Raw genomic sequence first — 18945 nt, 5'->3', positions numbered from 1 at the left:
TACTTGATTGCTCCGCTATAAAAAAGGGGGCTATTTTAATTTTTGACTGAAGTGCAATTAGGAATTACCAATTATCAACTAACAACTACCCATTACCCAAATAATGTTTGCAGATTTCTTTATTAAACGACCAGTCTTTGCTAGCGTCTGCGCCTTAATTATTGTTTTGGTAGGCGCAATCAGCATTCCCACATTGCCGATCGAACGCTTCCCCGACATCAGCCCCACCCAAATCAACGTCACAGCTAACTATAGCGGTGCGAATGCTGAAGTTGTCGAAAATGCGGTAACAAACATCCTAGAAAGGCAAATCAACGGCATTGAAGGACTGAAATATCTAACTTCCAGTAGCACTAACAGTGGAACTAGCACCATTACAGCCACCTTTGATACTTCCCGCGACAAAGATATCGCCGCCGTCGATGTGCAAAATCGAGTTGCAGTTGCTCAACCACAACTGCCAGATGTCGTACAACGCACAGGAGTTACAGTTACAAAACAATCTAACAGCCTGCTGCTGGCTATAGGATTATTCACCGAAAATAAAGAATACGATACCATATTTTTAAGCAACTACGCCGACCTCTATTTAGCAGATACTTTAAAGAGAGTAAAAGGCGTGGGCGACGTGCGAATTTTTGGGGAAAGACGCTATGCTATGCGCCTGTGGATCGACCCCAATAAATTAGCTGCTCGTAATTTAACAATGCAAGATGTAACAAGAGCAATTAATGAACAAAACTTGCAAGTTGGTGTAGGAAGAATTGGTCAAGAACCCGCCCCAGAGGGGCAAATGTATCAGATCGATTTGACTGCAGAAAGTCGTTTAAAAAGCCCCACAGAATTTGAAGACATCGTTATTAAAAGCGAAGCAAATGGAACTTTAGTTAAGTTAAAAGATGTTGGGAGAGCAGAATTAGGAGCAGAAAATTATAACTCTTTCCTGCGGTTCCGAGGTAATGACGCGGTGGGTTTAGGGATTTACCAATTACCCGGAAGTAATGCTCTAAATGTTGCCCAGGCCGTCAAAGCAGAAATGGCAAAATTAGCTAAAAACTTCCCTCCGGGGGTGATACATAGAATCGCACTAGATACGACTCAATTTGTCCAAGAGTCAATGGCAGAAGTAGTCAAAACTCTGTTTGAAGCAGTCTTGCTAGTGGTGATAGTTATTTTTGTGTTTCTGCAAGATTGGCGCACTACGATTATTCCCACCCTCACAATTCCCATTTCCTTAATCGGCACATTTGCCTTTATCAAAGCTTTCGGCTTTACGATTAACAGTTTGTCTCTATTTGGTCTTACCTTAGCAACAGGTTTAGTGGTTGATGACGCTATCATCGTAGTCGAAAATATTGACCGTCTAGTCCGCCAAGGTATGAATGCCCGCCAAGCAGCTTCCGAGTCAATGCGGGAACTTTTTAGTGCTGTAATTGCCACTTCCTTAGTATTGATGGCCGTGTTCGTACCAGTGGCATTTTTCCCAGGGACAACGGGAGCACTCTATAAACAATTTGCCCTAACAATTGCTTTTTCCGTACTGCTTTCTACCTTTATGGCGGTTACTCTTACTCCCTCACTTGCGGCTATATTACTGCGCCCAAGTAAGAAGTTTGGCGGCCCGTTGGGTTGGGTGTTTAACCGGATTAATATTTTTCTGGATTGGACGCAAAAGAAATATAGAGATTCATTAATATTTTTAACACGATTTAAAACCTTTGTTACCCTGTTGTTTATTGCTTCTCTGGGATTCACCGCTTGGCTTTATTTAGCAGTACCGACAGCATTTATCCCAGAGGAAGACCAGGGTTATTTTCTGACAATTATTCAAGGGCCTCAAGGCGTTTCGCTGCAATACACCCAGCAGGTGATGGACAGAGTTGAACAAGAAATCCTCAAACTTCCTGAAGTTGTGGGGACTTTTTCTGTAGGTGGCTTTGGTTTTAGTGGTAACAGTTCCAACCAGGGGATTATATTTACTACACTTAAAGGCTGGGAAGAACGTCACGGAGAAGATCAAACTGTACAAGCGATTATTGGTAAGTTGCGGGGTAAGTTTTTCGCGATTCCAGAAGCTAGGATTTTCCCTGTAAATCCGCCTGCAATTCAAGGTTTAGGTCAATTTGGGGGTTTCCAATTTCAATTGCAAGACCGCAAAGGTAACAGCGGCTTAGACGCCTTAGTCCAGACTATGGGCGGGATTTTAAAGCAGGCAAATCAGACGCCCGGATTGCAGGCGGTATTTAGTACATTTGCAGCGAATACGCCTCAGTTAATTGTGGAAGTTGACCGCAATCGAGCTAAGGCTCTAGATATTCCCATTAATGATGTTTTCAGTACGCTACAAACGGCTCTGGGTGCTCAGTATGTGAACGATTTTAACCTCCAGCAGCGCAATTATCGGGTGTATGTTCAGGCGGATAAACAGTTTCGTGATAACCCTGAAGATATTGGGAAATTGTACGTGCGTTCTGGAAAGAATGAAATGATTTCTTTGAGCAATTTGGTGAAGATAACGCCGGTGGTGGGAGCGCAAAGTGTTAACCACTACAATTTATATAGGTCAATTGAAATTACTGGCACTCCGGCTCCGGGAGCGAGTTCTGGGCAGGCACTAAAATCGATGGAAAAGGTGTCGGCTGAAGTTTTGCCGTCGGGTTTTGGCTATGAATGGTCGGGGAGTTCTTTAGAAGAAATTGAGTCTGGCGGTCAAGCACCGATTATTTTCGGTTTGGGGCTGATTTTTGTGTTTTTGGTTTTGGCGGCTCAGTACGAAAATTATGTCGATCCTTTCATTATTTTGCTATCGGTGCCTCTGGCAATTTTGGGTGCACTTTTAGCTCAGTCGTTGCGGGGTTTGGCGAATGATGTTTATTGCCAGATTGGTTTGGTGATGTTGATTGGATTGGCTAGTAAAAATGCGATTTTAATCGTGGAGTTTGCGAACCAGTTACGGGAGCAGGGATATTCAATTGCTAAGGCTGCAGTTGAGGCTTCTCAAGAGCGTTTACGACCGATTTTGATGACTTCTCTGGCTTTCGTTTTGGGTATTTCTCCTCTGATTAACCCAGAAGGTGCGGGTGCAGCGAGTCGCCGATCGCTAGGGAATGCGATCGCGGGGGGAATGGTTGTTTCTACTGTCTTGAGTTTGTTTATAGTGCCGGTTCTGTATGTGGTGGTTGTCTCGGCTCGCGATCGCTTTAAGAAGCGCGATCGCCCGCAAAATCCGCCGGAGGATGGCACAATTTTGAACGGCAAAACAACTCCCCACGAGGAGATTGAACGCGATAAAGTATCGCCGTTGTAGTTGGTAAGTTGAAAAGGCGATCGTTTTGTGAGTCTCATTGGTGCGATCGCCCAAAACCCGCCAATCCCGCATCAAAACCCCCAAAGTCCCCAGATTAGTCCGGGGATCAATTCTTCAATCCCAAATCCCAAATCCCAAATCTAAAATCTAAAATCTAAAATCTAAAATCGATTGACGGCGGCCCCCATCTGCGGCTACGCTTGGAAGTGAGAGGTTGCTTGCTTGTAGAGGAGGCAGCCCGCGTCGCCCAAAAATCTAGTTGCACTGCCCAAAGCTGTTGGTAGCAGCAATGGACAGCTAACCGCCAAACTGATACCAGCAGTCTGGAGGCTAACGGAGTATCTTAACATCCTCTGTAGCCGCCCTGCTATGTGTTGAACTGCGGGGCGGCTGGGTTTTTGGGTTTTCCTAGAAAACCCAAAACCAGGAGAACATATTATGTCACAGGAATTCGTGCCTGACGACAACAAATCCGTTAGCGAAGCCCTCGAAGAGGATCGCCCAAATGACGACTCAGCAGCAGTATGCGAACAGGAAGTGGTGCTGTTAACCGTTGTCGGTTCGCCCAAGGGTGTCAGGGAAACCATACTCACTTTGTACCGACTAGGATTTGCCCAAGTCGGCGATTGGAGCCCCGTACAACGTGCAGCTAATCCGAAGCAGGTGATGAGCGTGCTGATCCGTCGTTCGCGGGCTAACGGTACACCGCCGAGAAAATCTGGACGGTAAGCTGCGCTGTCATTCTGAGTGAGTAGCTTAGGATTTACGCACGGGTGGTCAGAAACCGGGTTTTTACCAAATCTGCGCGCTGTAACGTGTCTTCTCGCAAAAACCCGGTTTCTTTGGTCGCAGTGCGTAAGTCCTGTATTATTTCTTCTTGTCTTTCCCTCGTAAGACTCGAACTAACTCAGTCATTGCACGGGTCAGAGTAGCGCTTGCACCAGTTAGAGTAGCAACAGCCAAAATTAATTCAGGTAGTGTTACCCAATATTGCGAAAATTGCGGTGTTTCAACTCGCCCAGGCGTTGTTGCAGGTTGCTCACTGTGGGTGATAGGTTGTTGATTTTGAGATTCCATCTTTTGACTACTCCGATATGTGTGATTGCTGGAGAAGTTCAATTGGCGCCAATTTGCTCTCACATCTCTAGAATCTCTGATGTACAAAGGTTTGAGCGTTCTAGTTTTGGCTCATATCTGTCGCTGCCGATCGAACTGAGCCAAAAATGAACCGCCCAAAAGCCATGTTTTGAGTAAAGCTGGTAAAAATCCTGAAATTATCAGGTATGAATCGAATATTTGTGCGGAATGCTTCATTTTAGATAGGTAATAATTTAGATTATTCTGTTAAATTAAATTTATTGAAGCATGGCTGTTTCTCTAAAAGCATCGAAAGAAGGACTAGAAATTGTCGATCGCGAAAGAAGAAAGAAAGGCTGGCAAGCAACAGCAGTTGCTTGGTATAGCGCGGCGAAAACTTCAGAAGCAACCTTGAAGCGATTTAGACGTAAAATACCTATTCAGCAAGATGTATTTGTTGCCATTTGTCAAGCAGTTGGCATAGAAAACTGGGAAGAAATTGTTGATAACACCCCAACTATGCAAACTGCATCATATATGGACTTTAGCGTCTATGACGATGCGTGGGTTGGGCGAGAAAGTCTGATTCAACAGTTGAGCGATCGCGTCACTTCTTCCTGTCGTGTCTTGCTATTGGTTGGCATTACAGGTATCGGTAAAACTGCTTTGGCTGAAAAGTTAGTAGAGGAATTGCGAGGAGATTGGACGGAACTCAGGGATAATTTTGAAGATGATAAAAAAGCTTCAGATTTTGCCAGTGTGGCGCTGGAATGGCTGGAAAAGTGGGGAGAAACTGTCCCAAAGGAGGAGCGTAAACCAGAGCAATTGTTACGGCGGTTAGTCAAACGCTTGCGGGAAAATCGGTATTTAATTCTCATAGATTCTCTTGAGTACCTATTGACAGGAAATGAAGAAGAGGGCTGGGGTGATTTTGCCGATGAGTGGTGGGGTAAGTTTTTTGTGAGTTTGTTGGCAGAATCATCTTGTCAAAGTCGGTTCATTCTTACATCTCAGGATTTGCCAACTAAGTTTGAAGCAGAGTGCGAACGCTACAGAAATCTCTGGTCTTGCCAACTTTTGAAAGGATTAGAAATCCCCGAACAGGTAGCGTTATTTCAAAAAGCTGAACTAGATGGCGATTTGGAATTACCGCATAGTCCCCTGCGAGTAATTGGGGAAGTTTATGATGGACATCCTTTAGCCTTGCGGACAATTGCTGGAGAAATTAAGGGTTCTTATGGAGGGAAAGTCAGGGCTTATTGGAAAGATAACAGTCGTTATATTGAAGAGGTAAAAGAGGCTATTGATGAAGCGCGTAACGAAGGAATAGTTCAAGGAGATGAGGATAGGTGGCAGTTAGCCTCATACACGAAGGTCTTGCGAAGGAAGATCAAAGAACGGATTGAGAAGACATTTGAAAGGCTCAAAAATGACGTTTATGATGCTTATGTTTTGTTTTGTATGGCTTCAATTTATCGATGCGAAGTCAAAGAAAAGTGGTGGGTGATTAATTTAGAAGACGAGGGTTACAGTGAGGAGCGGCAAAAAGCTGCAATGCAAACTTTGCGCGAGCGGTATTTAGTTGAATATGGCGGAATTGACGATGAGGATAATCGGCTGGTGGGACAACATAATTTAATTCGCAGTGTGGCGATAGACCATCGATTAATACTACCATAAGTTAAAAATATAAATTCACAATGACAAATAATGTAACACCATCTGGTGAGTTGGTTTTGAAAAAGTTAGGAATCAATCCTCATAATCTCCGTGCCGATTTTCTTACTCGGGAGCAGAGGCTTCAGTACAGAGCAGTTGTAAACTGGATCACGGATTACAAACCGAAGTCAGATGCTACTAATTTGGAGAAGGTGCGGGGGTATTTGGAAGCCTTTCATCATCTGGGTAAGGTAGAAGATTGGATGCGAAATAGCAAAATTATATCAATTCGACTAGATACACCTACCAAAGAGGAATTGCACCATCAATTATCACTGTGGGGCTACTACAAGGAATTGATTGAGCTTTATAAGCAAATTGTGGGCAAATTAAGCTCTAATCTGGATGCTGTTTTTCTCGCAAATCTGGGCAATGCTTACGATGCGCTAGGAAATTATACCCAAGCTATTGACTATTACCAACATGGTTTAACCATTTTTCGGAAAATTGCAGATCGTAAAGGTGAGGGCCGCGCACTGGGCAATCTGGGAGGCTCTTACCGTTCGCTAGGAAAGTATCTCGCAGCAATTGACTATCATCAACAGAGTTTAACCATTGCACGGGAGATTGGAAATCGCGAAGGGGAGGGAAACGCGCTAGTAAATCTAGGCAATGCTTATAATTCGCTAGGAAATTATCTCCAAGCTATCGACTATTACCAACAGGGTTTAACTATTTTCCAGGAAATTGCAGATCGCAAAGGTGAGGGAAACGCACTGGGCAATTTGGGTAATGCTTGCGATGGGCTAGGAAAATATCTCGCAGCAATTGACTATCATCAACAGAGTTTAACCATTGCACGGGAGATCGGAAATCGCGAAGGGGAGGAAATCGCACTGGGAAATCTGGGTAATGCTTACAATTCGCTAGGAAATTATCTGCAAGCAATTGACTATCACCAACAGAGTTTAACTATTGCACGGGAAATCGGCGATCGCAACGGTGAGGGACGCGCATTGGGAAATCTGGGAGTTGCTTACGATTCGCTAGGAAATTATCCTCAAGCCATCTACTTTCACCAGCAGCATTTAACCATAGCACGGGAGCTCGGAAATCGCAGCGGTGAGGGAAACGCACTGGGAAATTTGGGCAATGCTCACCGTTCGCTAGGAGATTATCCCCAAGCCATCGACTATCTCCAGCAGAGTTTAACCATTATCCAGGAAATTTGCGATCGCAACGGTGAGGGAATTATCCTGGGAAATCTAGGAATTGCTTACGGTCTGTTAGGAGATTATTCCCAAGCCATCCACTATCTCCAACAAAGTTTAACCATTGCAAGAGAAATCGGCGATCGTAACTGTGAGGGGAAGGCACTGACCAATCTGGGAAATACTTACCTTTCGTTAGGAGATTATTCCCCAGCCATCCACTATCTCCAACAAAGTTTAACCATTGCAAGAGAAATCGGCGATCGCAACGGTGAGGGAACCGCACTGTTAAATCTGGGAGTTGCTTACTATTCGCTAGGAAAATATCCTCAATCCATCAACTATTACCAACACAGTTTAACTATTGTACGGGAAATCGGACAACGCTCGGCCCAAGAGCGAACGTTACTTAATTTATGTAAAGCTTTCTCTGCTTTAGGAGACTATAACAAAGCAATAGAGTACAATAAGCAGCACTTAGCTCTCGTACAATCAACATAATAGTAACTGAAACTATTGATTTCTGATGAGAAAGCAAAACGCGATCGCCCCGCAGCTTATCCTCTCGGACGATCGCACTTATGGCATCAACCAACAGCAAACTCCGTAAATTTTCGTCTATATGGGGCTTTATAAGCCAAAACTATATCATGTTTGGGAACTCCAGCTTCTACTAATTCATTAGCAAATCCAATTTCTGTTCCATCCCGTTCGATCCAAATTTTGCCATCTTTAATTTCCACATAAATGATGCAACCAAATACTCGACTCAAATCTTCCCACCCGATATGCAACAATTGATAGCGAGATCGTTCCGTATCAAATATCAAATGCACTTCTGTCTTACTATTTAAGCGATTTTCTACGTGGTGTTTAAGAATCCTTTGTACCACTTCACTGTAATTCAATCCCTCCATTGCACAATCTCCTCTTGAGTTGGGTTGAAAATTAATAATTTTAGTTGATGTTCTACTATCACTCTTTGAATAAACCTACGACTAAAAAATTCATTGTAAACATCTTCAGGAACAGCCAAATACAAATTCCGCTCTGGTTCGGTCAATCTCAATGCTGAACGGTAGTTGAGACATTGACCGAGTGCACTGTGAAACTCTGTCACGTCTGAGGCTCCTAGAAAAGATTTTACCTCTACTGCAATCTTTTTACCAGTTTTTTCAGCGACGAGGATTTTTTCTGCAGTTAAGTCTATGTAAAAATCAACATCCTCAACTTCAATGAATAGATTTTCGTCAGTGATGATCCACCCATCTTTTTCGAGAGATGTTTTAACAGTATTGTGAAAAAAATCTTTAGCTGGCATAAATTAACTTGAGTTTTCAGCTACTTAAATTATAGTCAGGCTGACAAGCATATTCCCAAACTTGGCGATCGAGTACAGTAGGTAATCCCATCCTATAATATCCTAATTCACTTTAACTCAATCCCCCCACAGCCAGCACTCGCATCAAGTCCCATCAGGGGAGTGCCCGGAGTCATTTTGGGTATCTTTTCGCCGATCGCCCCCCATCGTGCAATAATGATATGACTTGCACAAAAGCTCTATTAGTAGGTAAATCTTGCCTACCTTACCGCTACATATAGCGTCTCAACTGTCAACCCGTGCAAGTTACCAATTAAACCGGCTGTTGCACTACACAAATTTTTCCTAATGGCTGAAGTCCCCCTAAATCCCGCAGAACTTGCAGAAGCCCTCAACGGCTTTACCGATATCAATTTCCAATTGCCTGACCCAGAAGACGAACAAATACCAGAGTTTGATTTTGAAAATCAGGTTGACAATGCCTGGAAAGTGTGCGATCGCTTCGACTTGCAAACCGACATTTGGCGGGGACGCATTCTCCGAACAGTTAGAGACAGAGAAAAAAAAGGTGGCGAAGGACGCGGCACAGGCTTTTTGAACTGGCTCAAAGAAAGAGAGATTGGCAAAAGTCAAGCCTATTCTTTGATAGAATTAGCTAATAGTGCCGATACTCTGATCCAGCAAGGAGATTTAGACCCAGATTCCATTAGAAACTTCAGCAAAAGAGCCTTTGTAGAAACCGCCAAAGCATCTCCCGAAGTCCAGCAAATGGTAACAGATGCCGCAGCAAATGGCGATCGCATCACCCGCCGCGAAGTCAAACAACTATCCGACGAATGGATGGCAATGAACTCAGATTTATTGCCAGAAGAAGTCAAAGAAAAAGCATCTACCGGTTCTCTACCTTCGCGCTACCTCGCTCCTTTAGTCAAAGAAATGGAGAAACTCTCCCCATCTCACCAAAGCGAAATTCAAAAAGAAGTAGCAGAAAATCCCGACGTAGATACTGTCAAACAGCTAACTTCCGACGCCAAGAACTTATCAAAATATCTCGACGCCGCCGCCCAAGTGCAAGCTCTCAATCAGTCTCACTTAGACATGGAAATGGCCTTAGAAGAATCTTTGCGAGTCGGCTGTTTGGGAACCACCGCCGACGTTGTAAAACAAGCCGCACAGCTAGAACAAACAGTAGTCAAACTCTACACAATTTGGAAGCGTTTAGGCAGTTTAGCAGATAGATTGTACGTAGATACAGGAGCAAGCACCCCCAATTTGCGGTTGCTTTTGGGATGCTTGGACAGTCTTTCGGGAGAAAAGATTGAAGTGGATTTCGGAGATGGAGAACGCTCTATTCGCTTGCAAATTTTCAGCGAATAGCTCAACCTTGACCGCAGATAAAAGCCAACATCCAGGCTCATTATCTGCGTCGAACCCTGTTCATCTGCGTTTAAAATTTCTGAGTTTTTTCCAAAGATAGCGGGGATGCAAATAACGCCGATATTTGGTAACTACTTCTTTCCCCAACAGCACTACGCTAATCCAAAAACAAACTTCCGCCCCAACAGCCAGAACGAAAGATAAAGTAGTTTTTTGGGTAATGTCCAGCGGCAGGAATGGCACAACAAAAAAGACTGCCAACCACGGTAGAAAAGATACGATAAATAAAAATAAACCGAGCTTTTGCATAGATTCACATACTACAGCTTTGATATCCCCTTTATCTGTTAGTCCACTTGGAGTTGACTTCACACCAATGTCAGCAACAGGCAAGATGCCTGTTCCACAAGAACATTTAGTATTTGTGGAACAGGCATCTTGCCTGTTCTGGAGAATGGTTCAACAAATGACTACAAACTTAATTGCCAAGCATCTCAAACTCAATTTTTAATCCCCGTTGCCGCAATCCCCCGAATAAACTGCCGCTGACCGGCCAAAAACAGCAACACCACCGGTACAGTTCCAATTACCACCGCCGCCATCAACAACTGCCAACTGCTAGTAAACTGTTCCTGAAACTCAGCCAAAGCTAACTGCACAGTTCGCAACTCCGGCCGCGTCGTAAACACCAGCGGCTTAAACAAATCGTTCCACTCCCCGATAAAGGTAAACAAAAACAGCGTCACCAAAGCCGGCCTCGCCAAAGGTAGCATCACCTGCCACAAAACCTGCCAGCGGTTAGCCCCATCCAGCATTGCCGCCTCCTCCAACTCCACCGGAACAGTCATAAAATACTGCCGCAGCAGAAAAATCCCAAAACCGTTAGCAGCCGTCGGCAAAATCAGCGCCCCGTAAGTATTCAGCAGATGGCCCCACTTCAAAACCAAGAAAATCGGAATCACCAAAAGCTGAAACGGAATTACCAGCGTCGCCAAAACCCCCAAAACTAGGGCCTGTCGCCCCCGAAACTTCAGTCTGGCCAAAGCATAACCGGCCAAAGCAGAAGTCACAACCTGAAAACCCGTCACTGCGATCGCCACTAGAGTAGAATTAAGGAATGCCAACAAAAAATTGCCCCGTCGCCAAGCCTCCTGATAGTTCGCAAAAGTCAAGCCTGTGGCCTTGACACCAACACCAGATGGTGATAAAGAAACCAAAAATACAGCAGCCAGTGGCAGCAGCACCAGCGCAGCCCCCGCCAGCAACAAAATAAAACTCAGCAGTTCGAGCGCTTGAGACCTGTCAAAGGATTTACCCATAAATTTGTGAATTAACCTAAAATAATAAGCCTGTGAGGTTCTCCAACCCGATCGCCTCCCAGAGGATTCCCATACAACATAATATGTGGTAGAGGGAAAGAAGGAGTACCCAGCGAGGAAGTTGTGGTTAGGATATAATGTTAGAGATAGATTTGGTACTGTAAAACCTTTAAAGGTGGAGACATAGACCGTATTTCTATCATCTATTTCCGGGCAAAAGATCGACTAACGACTAATTCCAGTAATTAGTAAATAGATAGCATTCTAGCGATAGTCTTTCTGGAGTGTTCGACGGCAAAAGTCCGGCAAACACGCACGCTTGACGCCAGTTTTTCCCGGAACGCCCAAGAAAAGTTCTTTGTCGAAAGCATCCTCAGCTATAATCTGTGATTTAGATGGGGTGCGTTCAAAATAGGTAAAGTGTACTGTCACTGACCCCCCATTTTAAAGGGGTTTCCAAACATCCCGCAAGCTTATATAAGGAGACTACATATCTATGCCCCAGCTTGAGGCTAGCCCAACAATTGACTTTCAAACCGAAACTTACAAAGATGCTTACAGCCGCATCAACGCCATTGTTATTGAAGGCGAACAAGAAGCTCACGATAATTACCTGACACTGGCCGAACTGTTGGCTGACAAAAAAGCAGAGTTAATTGGCTTGTCCAAGATGGAGAACCGCCACATGAAAGGCTTCCAAGCTTGTGGCCGGAATCTTAAAGTCACGCCCGACATGGCATTTGCCAAGCAGTTCTTTTCGGAATTGCACAAAAACTTCCAGACGGCAGCGGCCCAAGGTCAGATTGTAACTTGCTTGTTGATTCAATCGCTAATTATCGAGTGTTTTGCGATCGCAGCTTACAACATCTACATCCCCGTCGCCGATGACTTTGCTCGCAAAATCACCGAAGGCGTCGTCAAAGAAGAATACAGCCACCTCAACTTTGGGGAAGTCTGGCTGCAAGCTCACTTTGAGGAATCCAAAGCGGAACTAGAAGCCGCCAACCGCCAAAACCTCCCCATCATCTGGAAGCTGCTAAACGCTGTCGCAGACGATGCCCGCGTCTTGGGAATGGAAAAAGACGCTTTAATCGAAGACTTTATGATTGCCTACGGCGAAGCTCTAGGCAACATAGGCTTTAACAACCGCGATATCATGCGGATGTCAGCACAAGGCCTCGCAGCCTAGTTAATTGGGAAATAAGGAATGGGAAAAAAATTAAAAATTAAAAATTAAAAATGGGATAGCTCATTTTAAAATATAAATTTTTAATCTTCCCATCTTCCATCTTCCATCTTCCATCTTCCATCTTCCATCTTCCTTCATTTGACAACTTAATGTTTGGTCTAATCGGTCACTTAACCAGCTTAGAACACGCCCAATCAGTAGCTAACGAGCTGGGCTATCCAGAATATGCCGATCAAGGTCTCGATTTTTGGTGCAGCGCACCGCCCCAAATAGTTGATCATATCACGGTAACAAGCATCACTGGACAAAAAATAGAAGGGCGCTATGTGGAGTCCTGTTTTCTGCCAGAAATGCTAGCCACTCGCCGGATTAAAGCAGCTACTCGCAAAATCCTTAATGCGATGGCACACGCTCAAAAAAACGGGATTAACATCACTGCTTTAGGCGGCTTTTCTTCAATCATTTTTGAGACTTTCAACTTGCAGCAAATTAAGCAAATTCGCAATCTCAAGTTGGAGTTTGAACGCTTCACCACTGGTAACACTCACACGGCTTATATCCTCTGCCGCCAAGTAGAAGAAGCAGCCCCTAAATTGGGGATTGAACTTTCAAAAGCCACGGTAGCCGTTTGTGGTGCTACTGGCGATATTGGCAGTGCTGTGTGTCGCTGGCTCAATGTTAAAACAAATGTAGCAGAATTGTTGCTCATTGCCCGCGACAAAGAACGATTACAAGATTTGCAATCGGAATTGGGCCGAGGCAAAATTATGGACTTGGAAGAAGCCCTCCCCCAAGCCGATATTGTAGTCTGGGTAGCCAGTATGCCCAAGGGAGTAGAAATTGACCCTAAGACATTGAAGCAACCATGTTTATTGATTGACGGTGGCTATCCGAAAAATCTGGCAACTCAGGTTCAGCATCCCGAAATTTACGTACTCAATGGCGGGATTGTGGAGCATTCCCTCGATATTGAGTGGAAAATTATGAAGATTGTCAATATGGATGTACCGGGCCGACAGTTGTTTGCCTGTTTTGCCGAATCAATGCTGCTGGAATTTGAAAAATTGTATACCAATTTTTCTTGGGGACGGAACCAAATTACTGTGGAGAAGATGGAGCAAATCGGTCTGATTTCTGTCAAACACGGTTTCCGACCTTTATTAATGTCAGTTTGATGTTGACAGTTGACAGTTGACAGTTGACAGTTGACTGTTGACTGTTGACTGTTGATAGTTGGGGGGAAGTAAGAGAGAGGGTATGGGTTCTTCCGTATTTAGTGTGCCAAACTATTAGTTTAAGTAGTTAAGCTGTTCTGCCTTTAAATTGTATGTCAAAAAAAATTAAAGTCTTGTGGGGAGTAGGGGTTGGGCGTCCCGCCCGCCCTGAATATACAGTTTAAATGCGCGACAGCTTAAAACCCAAGCTAGGTATAAATAAAACGAAAGAATTGCTCTAAATCAACTAAAGTAAGACCGGAAATCCTTGCTGTGTAAAAACTTAGGCCATTAATTTTACATAAATTAGCACAGTAAGTACGGAAGACCCAGGGTATGCGCTTTAACCTATTATATTAAAAAGTGAAACGAAGCTGGAACCCCAGGTTTTTAAGCACGGTACGAAGCACATCACAATTTAAAATTCAAAACTTCCCATTTTTCCCTCTTTTTCAGCATCCCCTGACAGGGTAGGATCTCGAAAGAGTCGATCGACAAAACCTGACAAAACCTTCCTTATAGAAATTATCCGCGTGCCAAACCCAGACCGTAAACCCTTACTCTTAGATTTTGAAAAGCCCCTGGCCGAACTCGAAACCCGAATTCACCAGATTCGAGAACTCGCCGCAGAAAACAGCGTCGATGTCACCGACGAAATTCGCAAACTAGAAGCGCGTTCCGCCCAACTGCGACAAGAAATTTTCAGCAGCTTGTCCCCCATGCAGCGGCTGCAACTCGCCCGTCACCCGCGCCGCCCCAGCACCCTCGATTACATTCAGGCAATTAGCGACGAGTGGATCGAGCTTCACGGCGATCGGCGCGGCGGAGACGACCCGGCCCTCGTCGGCGGAATTGCCCGCATAGACGGGCGCCCCACAGTCATCATCGGCCATCAAAAAGGACGCGACACAAAAGACAATATCGCCCGCAACTTCGGCATGGCTGCTCCCGGTGGCTACCGCAAAGCCCTGCGGTTGATGGAACACGCCGATCGCTTCGGAATGCCAATTTTCACCTTTATCGACACTCCGGGGGCTTGGGCGGGCTTAGAAGCAGAACAGCTCGGACAGGGAGAGGCGATCGCCTGTAACCTCCGAGAAATGTTTCGCCTCGACGTTCCCATTATTTGCACCGTCATTGGCGAAGGTGGTTCCGGCGGCGCATTGGGTATCGGTGTCGGCGAGCGACTGTTGATGCTGGAACATTCCGTCTACACCGTCGCCACCCCCGAAGCTTGCGCTGCCATTCTCTGGAAAGACTCTGGTAAAGCTAACTTGGCCGCAGAAGCTCTCAAAATCACTTCCTGGGACTTGAAAAACCTCGGCATTCTCGATCAAATAGTACCAGAGCCGATCGGCGGCGCTCACTCGAATCCCCTCAAAGCTGCGTCCATACTCAAACAAGCTTTGTTAGAAAACTTAGCAGAACTAACACAGCTTACCGGTCAGCAGCGACGCGAGCTGCGGTATCAAAAGTTTCGCCACATAGGTGTATTCACTGAAATTTCGGCTTGAGCCGATCGATTCAGAGTGATCAGTTATGAGTTAAAAATTCTTAACTTTAAACTCATAACTCACAGCTCATTATTCTGCGGATCTGTCAGCAGTGTTATAATTTCTCAGGTGACACCGGCTTAACAGTTCTTAATGTTCATCTCATAATTAACTGTTATCACCCGCAGCAGACAGTTGTCTAATGGGCCTCAGAAGGCTGCAACGCTGTAGGGAGTTGCCGACCGAAAGTATTAGGACACTGAATGAACCATCCAACAACAAAGCAGGCTCTGATTACCGGAGCCAGCAGCGGTATTGGCAAAGCGACGGCTCTAGCGTTCGCCGCCGAGGGCATAAATCTGGCCTTAGTTAGCCGAGAGTCGGAAAACTTAGAAGCCGTTGCCGCAGCAGCCCGAGAAGTCGGAGTGAAAGCAGAAGCTTATCCCTTAGACTTGGCAAAAATTGAGCAAGTGCAAAGCAGCATCAGCGCGATCGCATCTCAATTGGGTTCCGTAGATATCCTAGTCAACAGCGCTGGCATGGGCTACACCGGCTCCTTAACGGAAACGTCTTTAGCCGACTGGCAGAACGTTCTAGACCTCAATCTTACTAGCGTTTGGCAGTGCATTCTAGGAGTTTTGCCCTCCATGCGCGATCGCAGATCGGGAATCATCATCAACGTTTCCTCGATCGCTGGCACCCAAGCCTTCCCCAACTGGGGAGCCTACTGCGTCAGTAAATTCGGTCTCATGGCTTTGTCTAAAACCTTAGCCGCCGAAGAACGGGCTCACGGAATTCGGGTAACAGCAATCTGTCCGGGTTCTGTCAACACTCCCCTGTGGGACACAGACACCGTGGACGCCGACTTCGATCGCACCGCCATGTTAACCCCAGAAATCGTCGCCCAATCAATTCTGCACGCAGTTCAGTTGCCAGCAAGTGCAGTAATTGAAGAAATCACGCTCATGTCCAACGCAGGAGTTTTGTGAACTTGAGATTTTAGACTGCTGAATTTTTCTCAATTCAACAATCTTTGAATCTCTAGCTATATCGCCCAATCCAAAATCGAAAATCTAAAATCTAAAATCGATTCACCCTCACACCAACTTGTTATGACTATTGCATCTTCCACCGATTCCAATGGCTCGAACTCACTCTCGACTGACAGCATGAAACTGTTACAAACCGCAGAGAACAACACCCCGCGCATCCCCACTCGCCCCGATCGCAATTCCTCGAACGGTCAAGAATCCAGCGTGCCCATAGCTTCAGAAGTAGGCCAAGAAGAAATGATGGAGGCCGTTCGGACAATGCTGCTGGGAGTAGGAGAAGACCCCGAACGCGAAGGATTGCTCAAAACCCCAAAACGGGTAGCAGAAGCAATGCGGTTTCTCACCAGCGGTTACAGTCAATCCCTCGAAGAACTCCTCAACGGCGCTATCTTTGACGAAGGTCACAACGAAATGGTACTGGTGCGAGACATCAGCGTATTCAGTATGTGCGAACACCATATGCTGCCGTTTATGGGCCGAGTTCACATTGCTTACATTCCCAATCAAAAAGTAGTGGGATTGAGCAAATTAGCCAGAATTTCCGAGATGTACAGCCGCCGATTGCAGGTGCAAGAACGTTTGACGCGCCAAATTGCCGAAGCAGTTCAGACAATATTGGAACCGAAGGGAGTTGCTGTAGTCATGGAAGCCAGCCATATGTGCATGACGATGCGGGGTGTGCAAAAACCCGGTGCTTGGACGGTTACGAGTGCCATGTTGGGCGTGTTCCAAGAGGAACAGAAAACTCGCGAAGAATTCCTGAATTTGATCCGCCACCAACCGGCATTCTTTTAGTCCGTTGATAGTCGATCGATTGACATTTGATAGTTAACAACAGTTAGGAGTGCGAGCGTCTTCGCTCGCGCATCCGAGTTATATTGTGTCCGGTCGATGGACAGTGATAAGTCAGGTTCGTAGTAAGGACTGAGCGTCCTTCTTTTTGAGGACTGAGCGTCCTCACTACAAACCATTTTTATTAATTCCAATTGCTCGGACTTGATATTACATCAAGTCCGATCGATTAACCGTTGTGTAATTAAAACAAAAAACTGGTTCTAATTACAAAAATGACTGTATCTGGATTTCGCTTGTCGTGGTTGGGAGCTGTCAGCCAAATTACACCAGGAGTAATTGAGATATTATCATTGATTTGATACCTGTAGAATCCCTCAATGTGAAAGCCGACATCGCGATCTTTTCTCTGTCCTGGAGACACTCCAATAGCTTCAGCGAGAGCGCTATTGCTCGTGCCAGCCAATCGAGGTTGCATGCCAAATACAATCCCTCCTTGATTGCCTTCTTTAATCAAGTCGGGAAAATTGAGATTCACAGCATAATTCCAAACATCAGCATCTCCTTTAACATCACCTAAAGCGCGAGCTTTCTGATAACCCAACCACCCACCAACTTCAAAGCGACGGCTCAATCTGTAATTAGCTTGGATTGCATAACTATTAGCAACAACTGGATTATTAAAAGCACCTTCTCCATTGACTTGAATTATCTTGGCCGCATTACTTCCAGCTAGAGTGTCTGTTCCAAATTTAGGAGAATAGGAGTTGATGTAGAGGACACCAACTTTGAGGCGATCGCTAGTATAAAGTAATTGGGCAAAGGCTGTATAACCTCCATTAAATAATCCCGAACCGCGACGGGGACTGGAGACGCTACCTGCTTCGCCAAAGTAACCCCCATCTATTCGGAAATTGTTACTTAGATTGAAATTAAAGCCAATACCTCCCTCTCCAGCAGTAGGAACATACATCGGATTAACTTGACCGAAGTTAGAGATACCAGCAGTAGCTGGATCTATAAAAGGTGTAACCGTATCGGTAAGGAATGAGGCATCGACTGCCAGAGCGTTCAGATAAATTCGCAGGCGATCGCCAACAGGAAATTGATATTCTAACTGGCGAAGCGTTACAGTATTTGGGTCGCCACTAATTGTTACGAAGCGAGTTTCATCCGATACTCCAGCCGAAGCAGCAGCAACACTGCCTCCAAATGTTGCTCCTGTATCGAATAGTTTGATATTGTGCGACTGAAGTTGAACTATCAGATTGTCTTTTCCTGTAAAACTGGTGTTTAAAGTTAGTCGCAGCCGATAATTGAAAGAGGGGTTATTGACATCGCTGGCATTCTCGCCAAACGCGTCGCCCAAGAAGGTAATTAGTTGACCGCTAAGTTTGGTTGTTGTGGAAAATTGGTTAGCTTCTAATTCGGAAGTGCGGGCTTCCAAAGCGTCAACGCGACCTCGCAAGGTTGCCAATTCGACAGCAAATTCTTCCTGCAATTTCTGGATAGCAGCTAATTCTTCTTTCTTGACTAGATTTGCTGTTCCTGATGAGATTAGCTCGTTCATTCTATTCAAACAAGCATTGAGACCCGCTGCAAATTCGTAGCGAGTCATCGCTCGATTGCCTCGATAGGAACCGTCGGGATAACCTTGCAAACAGCCGTAACGTTCTACGAGCGATCGTACTGCTTCAAATGCCCAATCAGTTGGTTGTACGTCCGATAGTTGAGAAACAGATGTTATCTGTCCTAAAGGTTCTATTTCTTCTGTTAATTCTTGGATTTCCTCTATAAAATTTACAGTCTCCTGAGATGGGGGCTGCGCTACTTTGGATTCTGTAGCGAGGGCTGCATTATTCGTAAATAAAACATGGCTCAAACAAGCTAAACCAAACATTAGGGGTTTGTTGCAAATCTTAGTCATACTTCCT

18 protein-coding genes are annotated in these 18945 nt (G+C 45.2%); 10 read left to right on the top strand and 8 right to left on the bottom strand.

What is annotated here, in order from left to right:
- Positions 1-103: 103 nt before the first annotated feature.
- Positions 104-3307: an efflux RND transporter permease subunit gene (locus QUB04_RS02180; RefSeq protein ID WP_333280460.1), complete on the top strand. Its 3204-nt coding sequence runs from the start codon at positions 104-106 to the stop codon at positions 3305-3307.
- A 194-nt stretch (positions 3308-3501) separates the two neighbouring features.
- Here QUB04_RS02180 and QUB04_RS02175 read toward each other — a convergent pair whose 3' ends face one another.
- On the bottom strand, positions 3502-3657 hold the full coding sequence (locus QUB04_RS02175; RefSeq protein ID WP_333109569.1) for a hypothetical protein: 156 nt from the start codon (positions 3655-3657) through the stop codon (positions 3502-3504).
- Positions 3658-3745: 88 nt separating this feature from the next.
- On the opposite strand from QUB04_RS02175, the gene QUB04_RS02170 reads away from it, so the two are divergent.
- Positions 3746-4036 carry a hypothetical protein gene (locus tag QUB04_RS02170; RefSeq protein WP_333138746.1) on the top strand — a complete coding sequence of 97 codons (291 nt, stop codon included), beginning with the start codon at positions 3746-3748 and terminating at the stop codon, positions 4034-4036.
- A gap of 138 nt (positions 4037-4174) precedes the next feature.
- Here the strand turns inward: QUB04_RS02170 and QUB04_RS02165 are convergent, their stop codons facing one another.
- Positions 4175-4384 (bottom strand): hypothetical protein, encoded by a 210-nt coding sequence (locus QUB04_RS02165; RefSeq protein WP_333138743.1) that lies wholly within the window; start codon positions 4382-4384, stop codon positions 4175-4177.
- A gap of 288 nt (positions 4385-4672) precedes the next feature.
- Between QUB04_RS02165 and QUB04_RS02160 the strand changes: the two genes are divergently transcribed.
- Both QUB04_RS02160 and QUB04_RS02155 read left to right on the top strand, forming a co-directional pair.
- Positions 4673-6064: an ATP-binding protein gene (locus QUB04_RS02160; protein WP_333280458.1), complete on the top strand. Its 1392-nt coding sequence runs from the start codon at positions 4673-4675 to the stop codon at positions 6062-6064.
- A gap of 20 nt (positions 6065-6084) precedes the next feature.
- Positions 6085-7755: a tetratricopeptide repeat protein gene (locus QUB04_RS02155; protein WP_333280456.1), complete on the top strand. Its 1671-nt coding sequence runs from the start codon at positions 6085-6087 to the stop codon at positions 7753-7755.
- 86 nt (positions 7756-7841) lie between these two features.
- Here QUB04_RS02155 and QUB04_RS02150 read toward each other — a convergent pair whose 3' ends face one another.
- Together QUB04_RS02150 and QUB04_RS02145 are read right to left on the bottom strand one after the other, a co-directional pair.
- A complete protein-coding gene (locus QUB04_RS02150; protein WP_333280454.1) occupies positions 7842-8147 on the bottom strand; it encodes a XisI protein in 306 nt (101 codons plus the stop codon).
- A gap of 11 nt (positions 8148-8158) precedes the next feature.
- Positions 8159-8575: a XisH family protein gene (locus QUB04_RS02145; protein ID WP_333280452.1), complete on the bottom strand. Its 417-nt coding sequence runs from the start codon at positions 8573-8575 to the stop codon at positions 8159-8161.
- Between the two features lie 348 nt (positions 8576-8923).
- Here QUB04_RS02145 and QUB04_RS02140 point away from each other — a divergent pair, with 348 nt between their 5' ends.
- Positions 8924-9952: a hypothetical protein gene (locus QUB04_RS02140; RefSeq protein WP_333138731.1), complete on the top strand. Its 1029-nt coding sequence runs from the start codon at positions 8924-8926 to the stop codon at positions 9950-9952.
- A 60-nt stretch (positions 9953-10012) separates the two neighbouring features.
- Here the strand turns inward: QUB04_RS02140 and QUB04_RS02135 are convergent, their stop codons facing one another.
- From QUB04_RS02135 to QUB04_RS02125, 3 genes are all read right to left on the bottom strand, one after another.
- Positions 10013-10345: a transporter suffix domain-containing protein gene (locus tag QUB04_RS02135; protein WP_333280450.1), complete on the bottom strand. Its 333-nt coding sequence runs from the start codon at positions 10343-10345 to the stop codon at positions 10013-10015.
- Between the two features lie 107 nt (positions 10346-10452).
- Positions 10453-11271: a carbohydrate ABC transporter permease gene (locus tag QUB04_RS02130; RefSeq protein WP_333280448.1), complete on the bottom strand. Its 819-nt coding sequence runs from the start codon at positions 11269-11271 to the stop codon at positions 10453-10455.
- Positions 11272-11535: 264 nt separating this feature from the next.
- On the bottom strand, positions 11536-11703 hold the full coding sequence (locus QUB04_RS02125) for a hypothetical protein (protein WP_333280446.1): 168 nt from the start codon (positions 11701-11703) through the stop codon (positions 11536-11538).
- Positions 11704-11767: 64 nt separating this feature from the next.
- On the opposite strand from QUB04_RS02125, the gene QUB04_RS02120 reads away from it, so the two are divergent.
- From QUB04_RS02120 to folE, 5 genes are all read left to right on the top strand, one after another.
- Entirely contained in the window at positions 11768-12460 is a 693-nt protein-coding gene (locus QUB04_RS02120; protein WP_333045307.1) for an aldehyde oxygenase (deformylating), read from the top strand.
- Between the two features lie 149 nt (positions 12461-12609).
- Positions 12610-13635 carry a long-chain acyl-[acyl-carrier-protein] reductase gene (locus tag QUB04_RS02115; protein ID WP_333280444.1) on the top strand — a complete coding sequence of 342 codons (1026 nt, stop codon included), beginning with the start codon at positions 12610-12612 and terminating at the stop codon, positions 13633-13635.
- Positions 13636-14207: 572 nt separating this feature from the next.
- Positions 14208-15188, top strand: a complete 981-nt coding sequence (gene accA / locus QUB04_RS02110) for an acetyl-CoA carboxylase carboxyl transferase subunit alpha (protein WP_333138720.1) — start codon at positions 14208-14210, stop codon at positions 15186-15188.
- A gap of 242 nt (positions 15189-15430) precedes the next feature.
- Positions 15431-16156, top strand: coding sequence for an SDR family oxidoreductase (locus QUB04_RS02105; protein ID WP_333280441.1), 726 nt, complete (start codon positions 15431-15433; stop codon positions 16154-16156).
- A 123-nt stretch (positions 16157-16279) separates the two neighbouring features.
- The gene (gene folE / locus QUB04_RS02100) at positions 16280-17014 is read left to right on the top strand and encodes a GTP cyclohydrolase I FolE (RefSeq protein WP_333280439.1); all 735 of its coding nucleotides are present in this window, start codon (positions 16280-16282) and stop codon (positions 17012-17014) included.
- A gap of 241 nt (positions 17015-17255) precedes the next feature.
- Here folE and QUB04_RS02095 read toward each other — a convergent pair whose 3' ends face one another.
- On the bottom strand, positions 17256-18938 hold the full coding sequence (locus QUB04_RS02095) for an iron uptake porin (RefSeq protein ID WP_333280437.1): 1683 nt from the start codon (positions 18936-18938) through the stop codon (positions 17256-17258).
- Positions 18939-18945: the final 7 nt, after the last annotated feature.

The organism is Microcoleus sp. D2_18a_B4, assembly GCF_036702475.1.
Lineage (GTDB): Bacteria > Cyanobacteriota > Cyanobacteriia > Cyanobacteriales > Microcoleaceae > Microcoleus.
The sequence above is the reverse complement of the archived record's forward strand: the minus strand, read 5'-3'. Positions and strand labels throughout refer to the sequence as shown.

Coding starts and splice junctions, on each gene's coding strand:
- QUB04_RS02180 (WP_333280460.1), top strand. CDS start 104: ATGTTTGCAGATTTCTTTATTAAACGACCAGTCTTTGCTAGCGTCTGC.
- QUB04_RS02155 (WP_333280456.1), top strand. CDS start 6,085: ATGACAAATAATGTAACACCATCTGGTGAGTTGGTTTTGAAAAAGTTA.
- QUB04_RS02145 (WP_333280452.1), bottom strand. CDS start 8,575: ATGCCAGCTAAAGATTTTTTTCACAATACTGTTAAAACATCTCTCGAA.
- QUB04_RS02095 (WP_333280437.1), bottom strand. CDS start 18,938: ATGACTAAGATTTGCAACAAACCCCTAATGTTTGGTTTAGCTTGTTTG.
- QUB04_RS02120 (WP_333045307.1), top strand. CDS start 11,768: ATGCCCCAGCTTGAGGCTAGCCCAACAATTGACTTTCAAACCGAAACT.
- QUB04_RS02140 (WP_333138731.1), top strand. CDS start 8,924: ATGGCTGAAGTCCCCCTAAATCCCGCAGAACTTGCAGAAGCCCTCAAC.
- QUB04_RS02170 (WP_333138746.1), top strand. CDS start 3,746: ATGTCACAGGAATTCGTGCCTGACGACAACAAATCCGTTAGCGAAGCC.
- QUB04_RS02105 (WP_333280441.1), top strand. CDS start 15,431: ATGAACCATCCAACAACAAAGCAGGCTCTGATTACCGGAGCCAGCAGC.
- QUB04_RS02115 (WP_333280444.1), top strand. CDS start 12,610: ATGTTTGGTCTAATCGGTCACTTAACCAGCTTAGAACACGCCCAATCA.
- QUB04_RS02160 (WP_333280458.1), top strand. CDS start 4,673: ATGGCTGTTTCTCTAAAAGCATCGAAAGAAGGACTAGAAATTGTCGAT.
- QUB04_RS02130 (WP_333280448.1), bottom strand. CDS start 11,271: ATGGGTAAATCCTTTGACAGGTCTCAAGCGCTCGAACTGCTGAGTTTT.
- QUB04_RS02165 (WP_333138743.1), bottom strand. CDS start 4,384: ATGGAATCTCAAAATCAACAACCTATCACCCACAGTGAGCAACCTGCA.
- QUB04_RS02175 (WP_333109569.1), bottom strand. CDS start 3,657: ATGTTAAGATACTCCGTTAGCCTCCAGACTGCTGGTATCAGTTTGGCG.
- folE (WP_333280439.1), top strand. CDS start 16,280: ATGACTATTGCATCTTCCACCGATTCCAATGGCTCGAACTCACTCTCG.